The organism is Halobellus sp. H-GB7 (assembly GCF_030848585.1).
GTDB lineage: Archaea > Halobacteriota > Halobacteria > Halobacteriales > Haloferacaceae > Haloquadratum > Haloquadratum inordinatus.
Map to the genome: position 1 here is coordinate 38,422 of NZ_JAVDDW010000013.1, position 13,323 is coordinate 51,744.

At 65.7% G+C, this 13,323-nt stretch carries 11 protein-coding genes; 6 read left to right on the forward strand and 5 right to left on the reverse strand.

Annotated features, from left to right (window positions below):
• The first annotated feature begins 2 nt into the window (after positions 1-2).
• On the forward strand, positions 3-3,704 hold the full coding sequence (locus RBH22_RS16165; RefSeq protein WP_306678240.1) for a DNA polymerase II large subunit: 3,702 nt from the start codon (positions 3-5) through the stop codon (positions 3,702-3,704).
• A gap of 102 nt (positions 3,705-3,806) precedes the next feature.
• Positions 3,807-4,703: a 2-dehydropantoate 2-reductase gene (locus RBH22_RS16170; protein ID WP_306678241.1), complete on the forward strand. Its 897-nt coding sequence runs from the start codon at positions 3,807-3,809 to the stop codon at positions 4,701-4,703.
• A 92-nt stretch (positions 4,704-4,795) separates the two neighbouring features.
• On the opposite strand, the gene RBH22_RS16175 is transcribed toward RBH22_RS16170, so the two are convergent.
• From RBH22_RS16175 to RBH22_RS16185, 3 genes are all read right to left on the reverse strand, one after another.
• Positions 4,796-6,343, reverse strand: coding sequence for a sulfatase (locus RBH22_RS16175; protein ID WP_306678243.1), 1,548 nt, complete (start codon positions 6,341-6,343; stop codon positions 4,796-4,798).
• A 68-nt stretch (positions 6,344-6,411) separates the two neighbouring features.
• Entirely contained in the window at positions 6,412-6,774 is a 363-nt protein-coding gene (locus RBH22_RS16180) for a NifU family protein (protein ID WP_306678245.1), read from the reverse strand.
• Positions 6,775-6,844: 70 nt separating this feature from the next.
• A complete protein-coding gene (locus RBH22_RS16185) occupies positions 6,845-7,162 on the reverse strand; it encodes a DUF5783 family protein (RefSeq protein WP_121568797.1) in 318 nt (105 codons plus the stop codon).
• A 145-nt stretch (positions 7,163-7,307) separates the two neighbouring features.
• Between RBH22_RS16185 and RBH22_RS16190 the strand changes: the two genes are divergently transcribed.
• The 3 genes from RBH22_RS16190 to RBH22_RS16200 all read left to right on the forward strand — a co-directional run bounded on the left by RBH22_RS16190 (position 7,308) and on the right by RBH22_RS16200 (position 10,312).
• Positions 7,308-8,399: a hemolysin family protein gene (locus RBH22_RS16190; protein ID WP_306678247.1), complete on the forward strand. Its 1,092-nt coding sequence runs from the start codon at positions 7,308-7,310 to the stop codon at positions 8,397-8,399.
• A gap of 113 nt (positions 8,400-8,512) precedes the next feature.
• A complete protein-coding gene (locus RBH22_RS16195; RefSeq protein ID WP_306678249.1) occupies positions 8,513-9,394 on the forward strand; it encodes a universal stress protein in 882 nt (293 codons plus the stop codon).
• Positions 9,395-9,484: 90 nt separating this feature from the next.
• The gene (locus tag RBH22_RS16200) at positions 9,485-10,312 is read left to right on the forward strand and encodes a hypothetical protein (protein ID WP_306678251.1); all 828 of its coding nucleotides are present in this window, start codon (positions 9,485-9,487) and stop codon (positions 10,310-10,312) included.
• A 95-nt stretch (positions 10,313-10,407) separates the two neighbouring features.
• Here the strand turns inward: RBH22_RS16200 and RBH22_RS16205 are convergent, their stop codons facing one another.
• Positions 10,408-11,100, reverse strand: a complete 693-nt coding sequence (locus RBH22_RS16205; protein ID WP_121570818.1) for an RNA ligase partner protein — start codon at positions 11,098-11,100, stop codon at positions 10,408-10,410.
• A gap of 182 nt (positions 11,101-11,282) precedes the next feature.
• On the opposite strand from RBH22_RS16205, the gene RBH22_RS16210 reads away from it, so the two are divergent.
• Positions 11,283-12,416, forward strand: coding sequence for an RNA ligase (locus RBH22_RS16210; RefSeq protein ID WP_306678253.1), 1,134 nt, complete (start codon positions 11,283-11,285; stop codon positions 12,414-12,416).
• Between the two features lie 127 nt (positions 12,417-12,543).
• On the opposite strand, the gene RBH22_RS16215 is transcribed toward RBH22_RS16210, so the two are convergent.
• Positions 12,544-13,293, reverse strand: coding sequence for an acetoacetate decarboxylase family protein (locus RBH22_RS16215; protein ID WP_306678255.1), 750 nt, complete (start codon positions 13,291-13,293; stop codon positions 12,544-12,546).
• Positions 13,294-13,323: the final 30 nt, after the last annotated feature.

The following is a 13,323-nucleotide window of genomic DNA, read 5'->3' on the forward strand; positions in this document are numbered from 1 at the left end:
CCGTGCGCGAGGACGACGAACGGTACTTCGAGCGGATCGAATCCCGTCTCGACGAGGCGTTCGACCGCGCAGAGCGCGCCAAAGGCCGCGGCTACGACCCCGAGCCCGAGGTCGAGATTCCGGTCGCGAAGGATATGGCCGACCGCGTCGAGAACATCCTCGGCATCGCGGGCGTCGCAGAGCGCGTCCGCGAGCTAGAAGGACAGATGTCCCGCGAGGAGGCCGCATTGGAGCTCGTCACCGACTTCGTCGAGGGGAGCGTCGGCGACTACGACAGCCGCGCCGGGAAGGTCGAGGGCGCGGTCCGGACAGCAGTCGCGCTCCTGACCGAGGGAGTCGTCGCCGCGCCCATCGAGGGCATCGACCGCGTCGAGATCCTCGAAAACGACGACGGCACGGAGTTCGTGAACGTCTACTACGCCGGCCCGATCCGCTCGGCCGGCGGGACCGCCCAGGCGCTCTCGGTGCTCGTCGCCGACTACGCCCGCTCGCTTCTCGGCATCGACGAGTACAAGGCCCGGTCCGACGAGATCGAGCGCTACGCCGAGGAGGTCGCCCTCTACGACAAAGAGACGGGCCTGCAGTACTCGCCGAAGGACAAGGAGACGAAGTTCATCGCCGAGCATATGCCGATTATGCTGGACGGCGAAGCCACCGGCGACGAGGAGGTCTCGGGCTTCCGCGACCTCGAACGCGTCGACACCAACTCCGCCCGCGGCGGGATGTGCCTCGTCCTCGCGGAGGGGATCGCGCTCAAAGCGCCGAAGATCCAGCGCTACACCCGCGGGTTAGAGGAGGTCGACTGGCCGTGGCTCCAGGACCTCATCGACGGCACCATCGGCAAGGACGGCGCGGACGCCGACGACGGCACCGAGGGCGAAAGCGACGGAGACGACGAGTCCGCCGCAGCGGGAGACGAGGACGGCGACGCCAGCGCAGAAAGCGATGCGGCGGACGAAGACGGCGACGCGAACGAGGACGGCACGGACAGCGGCGACCCCAGTGGGCCGCCGCGCCTCGATCCCTCGACGAAGTACCTCCGTGACCTGATCGCCGGCCGCCCCGTCTTCGGCCACCCGAGCGCCGAGGGCGGGTTCCGCCTCCGCTACGGCCGCTCGCGCAACCACGGCTTCGCGACCGCCGGCGTCCATCCGGCGACGATGCACCTCGTCGACGACTTCCTCGCGACGGGGACGCAGATAAAGACCGAACGCCCCGGGAAGGCAGCCGGCGTGATCCCGGTCGACTCCATCGAGGGACCGACCGTGCGACTCGCCAACGGCGACGTGCGTCAGATCGACGACCCCGAAGAGGCGCTGGAGATCCGCAACGGCGTCGAGAAGATCATCGACCTCGGCGAGTACCTCGTCAACTTCGGCGAGTTCGTCGAGAACAACCACCCGCTCGCGCCCGCCTCCTACGTCTACGAGTGGTGGGTCCAGGAGTTCGAGGACGCCGGCGCGCCGGTACAGGCGCTCGAAGACGACCCCGGCGTCGACCTCGAACACCCGACGCCCGCAGAGGCCGACGAGTGGGCGACGACGTACGACTGCCCGCTGCACCCCGACTACACGTATCTCTGGCACGATGTTTCCGTCGAGCAGTTCGAGGCGCTCGCCGACACCATCGACAGCGGACAGGTCCGCGCTGCGGAGGCCGACGGTGGCCTCGCCGGCGCGGACGGGAGCGCCGACCGCGACGCCGGTATCGCTGACGGACGCGGGGCGAACGAGGACGGCCGCAACGACGTTCTCGAACTCCCGAACTCCGAACCCATCGCGGAGACGCTCGAACACCTCCTCGTCGAACACACCCAGCGCGAGGAGACGATCCGCCTGCCGGAGTGGCGGCTCTTGGTTCGCTCGCTCGGGGTCGAAATCGACGCCGAGACGGGCTCGCTCGAACGGACGTGGAACGCGGACGACCTCTCGTCCCGTGCCCGTGAGTGGGACGACGGCGAGAGCGCGCTCGAAGCCGCGAACGAGGTCGCGCCCTTCGACCTCCGCGAGCGCGCGCCGACGCGCATCGGCAACCGGATGGGCCGCCCCGAGAAGTCCGAATCGCGCGACCTCTCGCCGGCAGTGCACACGCTCTTTCCCATCGGCGAGGCCGGTGGGAGCCAGCGCGACGTCGGCGAAGCCGCCCGCCTCCGTGACGATCAAGGCCGGCGTGGCGTCGTCGACGTCCGCGTGGGCGACCGCGTCTGCCCCGACTGCGACACCCACACCTACCGAACGACGTGCCCGGAGTGCGGCACGCACACCGAGTCGTACTACGAGTGTGAGGAGTGCGGCCGCGTCGTCGAACCCGACGAATCGGGCCGCGTGTACTGCGAGCGCTGCGAGCGCGACGTCACGAGTCCCGAGTGGTTCTCCATCGACGTGGGCGAGGAGTACCGGGAGGCCCTCGAAGCGGTGGGCGAGCGCGAATCGGCCTACGACATCCTGAAAGGCGTCAAGGGACTCACCTCAGCGGACAAGACGCCCGAGCCGATGGAGAAGGGAGTCCTCCGCGCGAAGAACGGCGTCACGTCGTTCAAGGACGGCACGGTCCGCTACGATATGACCGACCTCCCGGTCACCGCGGTCCGGCCCGCCGAGCTCGACGTGACCGCCGCCGACTTCCGCGAACTCGGCTACGAGACGGATATCGACGGCGAACCCCTGCAGTTCGACGATCAGCTCGTCGAGCTGAAAGTCCAGGACATCGTCCTCTCGGACGGCGCGGCCGAGCATATGCTCAAGACCGCGGACTTCGTCGACGACCTCTTAGAGCAGTTCTACGACCTGCCGCCGTTCTACGAAGTCGACGACCGCGAGGACCTCGTCGGCGAACTGGTCTTCGGGATGGCACCGCACACCTCCGCCGCGGTCGTCGGCCGCGTCGTCGGCTTCACGTCTGCGGCCGTCGGCTACGCGCATCCGTACTTTCACGCCGCAAAACGGCGGAATTGCGACGGCGACGAAGACTGCGTGATGCTGCTGATGGACGGCCTGCTCAACTTCTCGAAAGACTACCTGCCCGACAAGCGCGGCGGGCAGATGGACGCGCCGCTCGTGATGTCCTCGCGGATCGATCCCAGCGAGATCGACGACGAGGCGCACAATATGGACATCGTCCGGCAGTACCCGACTGAGTTCTACGAGGCCACGCGAGAGCTCGCGGACCCAGACGACGTCGAAGACCTGATCCAACTGGGCGAAGACACGCTCGGCACCGACGACGAGTACCGCGGCTTCGACCACACCCACGACACCTCGAACATCGCGCTCGGCCCCGATCTGTCGGCGTACAAGACGCTCGGGTCGATGATGGACAAGATGGACGCCCAGTTGGAACTCTCGCGGAAACTCCGGGCGGTCGACGAGACCGACGTCGCAGAGCGCGTCATCGAGTATCACTTCCTCCCCGACCTGATCGGGAACCTCCGGGCGTTCTCACGGCAGGAGACGCGGTGTCTCGACTGCGGCGAGAAGTATCGCAGGATGCCGTTGACCGGCGACTGCCGCGAGTGCGGCGGCCGGGTGAATCTCACGGTGCACCAGGGCTCGGTGAACAAGTATATGGACACCGCCATTCACGTCGCCGAGGAGTTCGGCTGCCGGGAGTACACGAAACAGCGGCTCGAAGTCTTAGAGAAGAGTCTCGAATCTGTCTTCGAAAACGACAAGAACAAACAGTCAGGTATTGCGGACTTTATGTGAACGCACCTGTTTCGCCGGGGCCTCACGCCGCCCGATCTCCGCTCGACTCCCATTCCAACCGCCTCCACCCGCTTTTTTGCATCCGGCCGCCTCCCGCGTCGTATGAACGTTCTCGTCTTCGGCGCGGGGAGCCTCGGCACGCTGCTCGGCGGCCTGCTCGCGCGCACGCACGACGTGACCCTCGTCGGCCGCGACCCACACATCTCGGCCGTCCGCGAGTCAGGCGTCGAAATCTCGGGGGGCGTCGAGGCGCACACGCACCCGGATGCGACGACGAACGGTGCGGGGCGTGAGGCCGACGTCGCGCTCGTGACGGTCAAGGCGTTCGACACCGAGGACGCCGCCGCGGCGCTCGCGACCGGCGAGTACGAGGCCGTCTGTTCACTTCAGAACGGCTTGACCGAGGAAACCCTCGCCCGCGGGCTAGCGTGTCCGGTACTCGCCGGGACAGCGACCTACGGGGCCCGACTCGCAGGTCCCGGACACGTCGTCTGCACGGGCGTCGGGCGCGTCGTCGTGGGCAACCGAGACGGCGGGCGCCACCCCTGGGCCGAACGCCTCGGGGAGGCGTTCCGCGACGCCGACGTCCGAACGCTCGTCGCGGCCGATATGCCCCGCCGTCGCTGGGAAAAGCTCGCGGTCAACGCCGGCATCAACGCCGTCACGGCGCTCGCGCGGGTCGAGAACGGCGCGCTCGCGTCGGGGGCCGGATCGGAGACGGCGCGGCGGGCCGCTCGTGAGACGGCCCGTGTCGCCCGCGCGTCCGGCGTCGACCTCCCGACCGACCGCGCCGAAGCGGCACTGGAGACCGTCATCGACGCGACGGCGGCGAACCGCTCGTCGATGCTGCAGGACGTCGACGCCGGTCGGCGCACCGAGAGCGACGCGATCAACGGCGAAGTGGTTCGCCGGGCGGAAGAGCACGACCTGCGGGTTCCGGTAAACCGAACGCTGACCGATCTCCTCAGAGCCTGGGAAGACGGACACGGCGTGCGCTGAAAAGCTATAGTAGCATTTGCAACTGATTGCTCATCCGATCGCACGACAGCGGACGATCCGATGCGTGAAGACTTGCAAGTGCTACTATAGTACTACTCCAGATAGCCGAGGTCGCGAAGCCGCTCTTGGGCCTCGTCGTCCATCTCGTCGACGCTGTCGTCGGAGACGTCGTCGTCGAGCGCGTCGGTCCACGCACCGCCGACGGCGGACTCGAACGCGGCGAGCGTCTCGTCTGTCGCCTCGATCGCGGGGTCGTCGGCGTCGGCGAGATTTTCCGTCTCGGCGGGGTCCTCGTCGAGTCGGTAGGCCTCGTCTTCGATGCGGTCGATGCGGACGTACTTCGCGTCTGTCCGGCGTGCGGCGCGCATCCGCGAGTAGAACCGTGAATCGCTCGGGAGCGTGATGCCGGCGTCGGCCGCTTTCTCCTCCAGTTGATTCAACTCCACGACGGGCCGGGAGTACTCGACGAACGCGTAGTCGCCGTCGCCGCGCTGTCCCGGATCGCGGTCGGCGGCGTCGAGGTCCTCGAAGGCGCGATAGGAGTCGGAGACGAGCGAGCGGGTGCGATCGAGCGCGACGGCGTCTTCCGCTGGGGACGCCGGCGTGCCGCCGTCGACGTCGAGGACGTCGAGGACGGTGTGATACAGGTCGACGAGTTCGACCTGGTCCTCTCGGCGATCGGCGTCGAGCGCGGGGTGTTTGATCATCAGCGGGACGTTCACGAGCGGGTCGTACAGACAGAACTCGTGGCCGTAGAGGTCGTGTTCGCCGTGGAGTTCGCCGTGGTCCGCGCAGACGACGACCATCGTATCGTCCCACTTGCCTTCCGCTTTCAGCCAGTCGAACAGGCGGCCGAGTTGATCGTCGATGTGCGCGATTTCGGCGTCGTAGAGGCCGCGGATATCCGCCCACTCGTCGTCGCCGATGTCGCGTGCACCGGAGTTATACTCCTTGGAGTTCTGACACACTTCCGCGGAATCGACGCCCGGTGCGAACTCTTCTGCGAACTCCTCGGGCGGATGGTACGGAAGGTGTGCATCCATCAGATTGATGAACGCGAACGACTGGTCGGCGTCCGCGATGAACGACTTGGTTCGGTCGATCACTGCGGGCGTCTTCGAGTCGGCCCCCTCGCTGTCGGCGAAATACTCGTGGGCAGTGTTACCGAGGCTCACTAGCTTGTCCGCGAGCGTCCGAAGCGCCTCGTTGTCGTTCATCGCCTTCCACGCGCGAGCGAGCGGTCCCGAGAGGAACTCGCCGGGCATCACCTCGAAGAAATTGTCCTGATCGTCGAAGCCGTCAGTCAGGTGGGTGTACGGCGTGATCCACGCGTTCGAGGAGTAACAGGCGGTGTCGTAGCCCGCCGACGAGAGCGTCTGTGCCAGCGTGGTCGCACCCTCCAGATACGGGTTCTCCTGGTCCGCACCGTGCTGTGAGGGATACATCCCGGTAAAGAGAGAGGCGTGAACGGGCAGCGTCCACGGCGCGGGTGCGACGGCCTGCTCGAAGACGGTCGCCTCCTCGGCGAACTCGGCGAGGTTCGGCGTCGTCGGGCGGTCGTACCCGTACGGCGTGAGGCGGTCCTTACGGACCGTATCCATCACCACGAAGAGGACGTTCTCGGGCGATTCGATGCTCATACCCACCCTCGCAGCGAGGGCATCAAAGAGTCACCGGTCCCAGGTCGAACTCGACCCGATGGTCGGGATCAGAACGGGGCCTGGGGACCTTCGTCGCTGTCGGCGTCGTCGCCCTCGCTCGTGCTCTCGCCGGGGAAGGAGGGGGACATTCCGCCGTCGTGGCCGCCGCCCATTCCGGTCTCGGCGTGGACGGTCTCGATCTCGGGGATCTCTTTGACCATCCGGCTCTTGATCGCCTGGATCGTCATCGGAGAGATGCCACAGCCGGAGCAGGCACCACCGAGCATAACGGTGACCTCGCCCGTCTCGCGGTCGAGGTGCTGGATGGCGGCCGAGCCGCCGTGCATCTGAATCTGTGGGAAGTTGCGGCGCAGGAAGTTCGTGACGCGCTCTTTCAGGTCGTCGTCGCCGTTCGCGGCGTCCGTGCTCATACCGATCGCTTCGGTGTGGACGGGCTTAGGCCTTTGGTTCCCTCCAATAGCGGCAGGCAGCGAAGCCGCCTCAATCGTCGAGACCGAAGACGCGACGGTGCTGCTCGCGGAGTTCTTCGACGTACCGATCGAGCACTGTCGAGAGCTTCTCGTCGTCGACGATGACGGCCGTCAGTCGCTCCGTGGGGTTCTCGGGGAGTTCGATCCGGAAGTCGCCGTCCTCGTAGAACGGCTCGGACTCGTTGAGGATCTGCTGGTCGATGGCGTGGATCAGTTCCGAGTCGTACTGGTCGTTCATCGTCTCGAAGGCGTTCTTGTACGCGCGCTGGAGTTCGGAGAAGTAGTTCGCGTACTTGTCCTCGAACTTCTCGGGATCGAAGTCGGTCATACCCGTGATTGGCCGGGTCGGTACAAACCGGTTTTGTCCGGGCGCGGCAGAGTCGGCGTCCCGGCTCAGCAGGGTCGGCGTCTCGGCTCCGCGGCGACAGGCCGAGTCCCCCACGTATTTGTCGCGGGAGCGACGAATCCGCCGTATGAACGGCCTCGAGATCTCCCTCCGACTGCTCGCCGGTCTCGCGCTGATTCTGGTCAACGGGTTCTTCGTCGCCATCGAGTTCGCACTCACCCGCGTGCGGCAGTACTCCGAAGCCGAGTTCGACAAACCGGGGTTGCGTCGCGCGTGGGAGATGACCGACGACCTGGAGATCTACCTGACGAGCTGTCAGGTCGGTATCACGGCCTCCAGTATCGCCGTCGGGATCGTCGCCGAACCGGCACTAGCGGCACTCTTCGAGCCGTACTTCCAGGCGACGGTCCTGGCGTCGATCGGCGCCGGCGGCGTCTTGGCGTTCCTGATTATCAACCTCCTGCACCTCACGCACGGCGAGCAGACCCCGACGTACCTCGGCGTCGAGCGTTCGAAGTTCGTCGCCCGCTACGGCGCGACGCCGCTGTACTGGTTCGCGAAAATCATCTCGCCGATCATCACGATCGGCGACAGCGTCGCGAAGTGGACGCTCAAACTGTTCGGGGTCGAGATGACCGGGGCCTGGCTCGAAGCCGAGACCGACGCCATCGAGTCGCGGGCGGATCTCCGCCACGAGCTCGGCTCGGTCCTCGACCGCGGCGATCTGCCCGAGGAGCGGCGCGAGGAGGTTCTCAACGCCCTCACGGTCGGCGACCGCTCGATCCGCGACGAGATGACCCCCGCCGAGGACGTCGTCTTCCTCTCGACGACCGCGTCGGTCGTAGAGAACCTCGAACGGATCGGTGACAGTCCACACACCCGGTTCCCGCTCGTCGGCGCGGATCCCGAAGACTTCCACGGGGTCGTTTACGTACCGACCGTCGTCGCGAACGTCGACGACCTTCGGGACGGAACCACGACGTTCGAGGAGATCGCCGCGCCACCGATGACGCTGTCGGCGGATACGCTCATCAGCGAGGCGATCGATCAGTTTCAGGTGGAGCGACAGGAGCTCGCGCTCGTCCTCGACGGCGGTGACGTCGCTGGCCTCCTGACGGCGACGGACGCCTTCGAGGCCGTGATGGGCGATCTCGAAGACCCGCTCGACGTCGAAGCCGACGACGAAGACCACCCCGTCTCGCCTGACGACACCGAGTGAGCGCCACTGGCGCCGGGCAGTCGTCCACAGACGGAGACGAACACCGGATCACAGAAAGTACAACCTAATTACATATCCGACGCTATTTGGGGGCTCGCGTGGATTGCGAAAGTATGTTCGAGGAGGTTCTCTTTCCGACCGACGGCGGCGAGGGCGCAGAGCAGGTACTCGATCACGTGCTCGATCTGGCCGTCGCACACGAGGCGACGTTACACGTCCTCACGGCCGCTGGCCCCGGCGGCGATCGGCTCACTCACGGCGACGAGGTCGCCGAGGCGGTCGAGTCAGAGGCGGAAACGATCGTCGCGGACGCCGCCGACCGCGCCGCCGACCGGGGCGTCGAGACCGTCACGACGGTCCGGCGTGGCGAGCCCTACGAAACGATCGTCGAGTACGCCGAGGAGACGGGCGTCGGCCTCGTCGTGATGCCCACGCACGGACGCACGGGAATCGAACGGCTCGTGCTCGGGAGTACGACCGAGCGCGTCGTCAGGCGTTCGAACGCCCCCGTACTCACCGTGCAACCCGACGAGGAGTCCGATCTCGACTACCCCTACGAGCGCATCCTCGTCCCGAGCGACGGCAGCGACTGTGCCACGACGGCGCTCTCGTTCGGTGCGAACCTCGCGGCCGCTGACGACGCCACGCTGAACCTCCTCTCCGTCGTCGACATCGCCCACCTCGGTCTCGACGTGCGGGTCGACCTCCAGATCGATCAGCTCAAATCGAACGCACAGCAGTTCGTCGACGACGGCGTCCGCGTCGCAACCGAGGCCGGCGTCGACGAGGCCGACATCACGGGCCACGTCGAGACGGGAACGTCGATCTACCGGACGATCTGCTCGTACGTCGACGAACACGATATCGACCTCGTCGTGATGGGCACGCACGGCCGCACGGGCCTCGATCGCTACCTGCTCGGCAGCGTGACCGAGAAAATCCTCCGAACGGCGTCTGTCCCGGTGTTGACGGTTCGAGAGCGACAGATCGAGTAGAGAAGGGCGCCCAGCGCGATCACACAGCGGCGGGCGACGACGGCGACCACGCCAGACTTTTTGTGCGGGTGCGGAGAACCGTACCCTCGTATGGCCGTCCTGACAGCCCTCCGACAGAGCCCCGGCGCCCTCCTCCGAAATCCGGTGCTCTTCGTACCGATACTCGCACTGATGATCGTACAGTTCCCGATACTGCTCCTCCAGTCGGTCAATCCGCTGCTCGCGAGCGTCGCCTCCGCGGCGCTGTCGCTCGTGTTCGTCGCCGCGATGCCGTTCGTACAGGGCGGACTGTTCGCGATGGCTGATGAGGCTCTCGGCGGCCGAACGGCGCTCGATACGTTCGTCGCTGCCGGCAAGCAATACTACGTCGCGGTCCTGATCGCGTATCTCGTCCTCGTCGCGGTCAACTTCGTGTTCGGGATGTTCGGATTCGCCGCGAGCATCGCCGGCGGCGTGCTGTTCCTCGGGAGCGGCGGCTTCCAGAGCGCAAATCTCGCTGCGCTCGCCGTGATCGGCGTCGTGGTCGCCGTGGCGTTGCTGGCGTACCTGCTGATCGTCTTCTTCGTCCAGTTCTACGGGCAGGCGATCGTCCTCGAAGACAGAGACGCCGTCGACGGCCTCAAGCGAAGCGTCGGGGTCGTCCGCGGGAACCTCCTGAGCACGTTTGGATACACGGTGCTTGCAGGCGTGGTCGGTGGCCTCCTCGGGAGCGTCTTCGCCGTCAGCTCGTTCGTCCTCACGCCGAGCACGACGTCGAGTCCGGCGATGGGACCGGGGATGGCAGCGGCCGCGCCGCAGACGTCAGCATCGATCGCTGGCCTCGCCGGCGTCACCGCGTTGATCGTCGTCCTCGGAACGCTGTTCGGCGGATTCTTCACCGTGTTCTCGGTGTCGTTCTACCGCGAGATCACCGGGTGACTGTGACGTAGCCGCGTCGAGGTGTACATCTCCTCTCAGATCCGAAAGCGGTTCTCAACGACCAAGGGCGCACCGCAGAGGAGTTCGATGGGTGTCTACTCGGGTGCGTAACCCTCGGCGCCTGTCGCCCGAAGGTACTCCTCCAGTAAGGTGGGGAACTGCCCGCCGCGGACGTAACGGAGACCGAACTCGTCCGCCCACGAGATGATGCCCCGGTCTTCGGTGACGACGCCGGCGTCGAGTTCCCGCGCGAGCACGAGGAGGTCGAAGTCCTCCCGGGAGTCGAGGACGCCCTGCCGGAGCGCTTTCCGGTACTTGTCCCGCATATTCGAGAGAATTCGGTCGGCCTCGGTCATATAGTCGGCCGCGCCGTCGTCGATGTCGCCCTGCGCGAGGTTGGCCGGGTCGAGTTGTTCGACCTCGCGAAGCGCCTTCTCGGAGACGCGGAGGCCTCGATCCACCCGGTCGCTCATCTCGTCGATGAAGTCGTAGACGATGTTCGCCGGGATGGTGACGCCGTAGCGGTCGGGGCTCTTGCGGACGACCCACGTGTCGAGCCGCGAGAACACCTCGTCGTCGACGTCGCGGTCGCGGAGCATCGTCGCGAGTTCGTCGTGAATGGAGGGCGGCATATGACAGGAGATGTTGAGTTCCAATCGGGCCGTCGCGACGAGGTCGAGCAGTCTGAGCACGGCGTCGGTCAGCGACTCGTCGTCCCGGCGGATCTCCTCGGTGATGAAGAGCGACGTATCGAGGACGAACTGCTGGCGCGGAAGGTCACCGGGCATACCTCGCTGTTCGTGAGTGAACCCTAAAGAGGTCATCCCCTATAGTAGCGTTTGTAACTGATTGCTCATCAGATCGCACGCAGTCGTGCGATCGAGTGAGTAAAGACTTGCAAACGCTATTATAGAGCCGACCGGACGCGCCACGGGCCGACTCTTTTCACCGAATCTCCCGGAGTATCCGTATGGACGAACGCGCGTGCTTCGAGCGGCTGGACTCGACCGCGTCGGATCCCGCTGGACTGTTCGAACACTTCGAGCAGCGCACGGTCGGCGGCGAGACAGTCTACGTACTTCCCGACTCCCGTCACGGCGTCGAGCGCGGGACCGTGATTCTCGGCGACGACGCCATCGTACGTGGCTATCCGAGCATCCCGCGCGTGCTCGCACTCGACGCCGGCGTCACCTCGTTCTTCGAGACCGGCGAGACCGTCGTCACCGAGGAGAAACTCGACGGATTCAACGTCCGCGTCGCGGCCGTCGGGGGCTCGGACGAGCCGCTCGCGTTCACGCGCGGCGGGTACGTCTGCCCCTACACGACTGCGAAAGCGCGAGAACTGCTCGATCTGGGACCGTTCTTCGAGAATCACCCAAAAAAGATGCTGTGCGCCGAACTGATCGGCCCCGAGACGCCGTACTCCACGCACGACTACGACGGCGTCGACTCGTACGCGATTCGCGTGTTCGACGTTCGCGACCGCGAATCGGGCGACCCGTTCTCGGTCTCGGAGCGACGTGATCTCTGCGAACGGTACGACTTCCCGCAGCCCCGGCTGTTCGGCCGATACGAGCTATCGGAACTCCCCGAGCAGATTCACGCCGTCATCGACGACCTCGACGACGCCGAACGAGAAGGCGTCGTGATGAAGACGGCCGACAGCGAGTCGATGGTGAAATACACCACCGAGAGCCAGCACCACGACGAACTCGCGTACGCGTTCTCGCTGCCGTTCGATCTCGGTCGGGATTTCGTCTTCTCTCGGATCACTCGCGAGGCGTTTCAGGCCGCCGAGTTCGACGAGAGTGAAGAACGGCTCCGGGACCGAGCCCACGACCTCGGCGAGTCGATCCTCCTCCCGGCCGTCGAGACCATCCGGAATGTCGACGCGGGTGAGACCGTCGGTGAACGACATCGTGTGCGCGGGGACGCCGACGAGCTCGACGCACTGCTGGAGCACCTGCGCGATCAGTCGCTGACGGTCGGGGTAGAAGCGGATTACCGGGAGAACGGCCACCGCGTCGTCGAGTTCTGCAAAGTTGCCGAATCCACGATCGACCGCGTCCAGTACTATCTGGATGGCGGTACCTACGACGAGTGAACGCGAGAACTGATTTGGTATATCGTTATAGGATTTATCGAAGGTCACGCACGTCTAACGAACGAGCGAGAAGGCACCTAGAACGCCCGAGAACCGCGGTTCGCGCCGATCTCGTTGGAGTCGTTTCTCAACGGCTCTCTATCGGCTCTCCGGTTTCGATGACGAACTCCGCGTCCGCCGCAAAGCGAAGAAGCGCGCGATCACCGAGATCGAGCGATTTCAGCTGTCGCCCTCGGGGATGATCACCCATCGAGTACGTGACCCGGCTGTAGGGCCAGAATCCGACGTCGCCGTCGAGCGTCAACGCTTCCCGCAGCACACGTCCGTCTTTGATTGTATAGCTTACCGACGACCGCGTTTGTTCGAACGTCGGCGGCCGAGGGATCGTTATATCGATAACGCGTTGATCGTTCACCGTGACGGTCGTTCGGCGTTCCGAACCCCGGTCGACGTGGGTGATGTCTCCGACGTCCTTCGGGTAGCCCCAGACGTCGACACCGAGTGCTTTCGCGGGTTCGGTAGTCACGGGAAGGTACCAGACGTACCCGCTCACGCCGTGAGTGAGAATCGACGCGTAGGGAGGTGGACCCGAGCCAGCAGTAGCGGGTACGAGAACGCCGAACTCGTTGTACGGTTCGATCTCACCGCGACGCCCGATGCGGTGGTACTCGACGCACAGGAACGTCACGCCGGCTCGGCCCGGCGTCAGTCGAATCGGAGTCAGCCCGTCCGGAAGCAATGCACGAGCAGCGAGGGGATCGGCCGACAGGACGACGCCGGTCATCCTTGCCTCCGTGACGAGCGGCAACTCGACTCGGTGGCCCGTAGAGAGTGTGACAGTCTCGTTTTTCGTGTCGCGAGAGAGAGTCTCAACCATACTTGAGACGACGTCGACCAGCGCCAAGTG

Excerpts from the sequence above, each read along its gene's own strand:
- RBH22_RS16170 (WP_306678241.1), top strand. The coding sequence starts at position 3,807 with ATGAACGTTCTCGTCTTCGGCGCGGGGAGCCTCGGCACGCTGCTCGGC.
- RBH22_RS16175 (WP_306678243.1), bottom strand. The coding sequence starts at position 6,343 with ATGAGCATCGAATCGCCCGAGAACGTCCTCTTCGTGGTGATGGATACG.
- RBH22_RS16180 (WP_306678245.1), bottom strand. The coding sequence starts at position 6,774 with ATGAGCACGGACGCCGCGAACGGCGACGACGACCTGAAAGAGCGCGTC.
- RBH22_RS16185 (WP_121568797.1), bottom strand. The coding sequence starts at position 7,162 with ATGACCGACTTCGATCCCGAGAAGTTCGAGGACAAGTACGCGAACTAC.
- RBH22_RS16190 (WP_306678247.1), top strand. The coding sequence starts at position 7,308 with ATGAACGGCCTCGAGATCTCCCTCCGACTGCTCGCCGGTCTCGCGCTG.
- RBH22_RS16195 (WP_306678249.1), top strand. The coding sequence starts at position 8,513 with ATGTTCGAGGAGGTTCTCTTTCCGACCGACGGCGGCGAGGGCGCAGAG.
- RBH22_RS16200 (WP_306678251.1), top strand. The coding sequence starts at position 9,485 with ATGGCCGTCCTGACAGCCCTCCGACAGAGCCCCGGCGCCCTCCTCCGA.
- RBH22_RS16205 (WP_121570818.1), bottom strand. The coding sequence starts at position 11,100 with ATGCCCGGTGACCTTCCGCGCCAGCAGTTCGTCCTCGATACGTCGCTC.
- RBH22_RS16210 (WP_306678253.1), top strand. The coding sequence starts at position 11,283 with ATGGACGAACGCGCGTGCTTCGAGCGGCTGGACTCGACCGCGTCGGAT.
- RBH22_RS16215 (WP_306678255.1), bottom strand. The coding sequence starts at position 13,293 with ATGGTTGAGACTCTCTCTCGCGACACGAAAAACGAGACTGTCACACTC.